Annotated in this window: 1 pseudogene; it reads right to left on the bottom strand. The window is 67.4% G+C overall.

Going from position 1 to position 812, the window contains the following annotated elements:
• Window positions 1-764, bottom strand: a pseudogene (locus tag AC5WS8_RS39230) (IS3 family transposase); the annotation flags it as partial.
• Window positions 765-812: the final 48 nt, after the last annotated feature.

The raw sequence follows: 812 nt of genomic DNA on the forward strand, positions 1-812 counted from the left end.
GGCCCACGTTTTGACGTGGGTGAAGTCCGCGACCCAGCAGCGGTTCGGGGCGCCGGCGACGAAGTCCCGGTCCAGCAGGTCCGGGGCCCGTTCGGTCTGGCCACCGGGCAGCGTGGTGATCACGCGCTTGCCGCGGACCGCTCCGGTGATGCCGAGTTCGCGCATCAGGCGTTCGACGGTGCAGCGAGCCACCTGGTGACCCTGCCGGTTCAGCTCGCGCCAGATCTTCCTCGCCCCGTAGACACGGTAGTTGGCGTCGTAGACGCGCTGGATCAGCTCCTTCAGCTCGGTGTCCCGAACGGTCCTGGCCGACGGTGCGGTCTGGCGTTTGTGGTGGGCGTAGTAGGTGGAGGGGGCGATCTTGCAGTCGTGCTCGGTGAGCACGCGGCAGATCGGCTCGACGCCGCCGAAGCGGTCCTTGTGCTCGTCGATGAACGCTACGAGCGCGTGTGTGGCCGGTCGAGCTCGGCCGCGAAGAAAGACGCCGCGGCTTTGAGGATCTCGTTCGCCCGCTTCAGCTCGGCGTTCTCCTTCTTCAGCCGCTTCAGCTCGGCCGACTCCTCCGTCGTGGTCCCCGGCCTGGCACCCGCGTCGATCTGGTCCTGCCTCACCCACTTGCGCAGGGTCTCGGTCGTGCCGATGCCCAGTTTCTGGGCGACCGCTTTCATCGCGGCCCACTCGGTGTCGTACTCCGGCCGCACCTCGGCGACCATCCGCACCGCACGACGGCGCAGCTCAAGCGGGTACTGGGAAGGACGTGCCATGACTCGATCCTCTCAAATGATCGAGTCCCTACCGAACCCGGAGCGGTT

Source organism: Streptomyces sp. PTL18 (assembly GCF_059510295.1).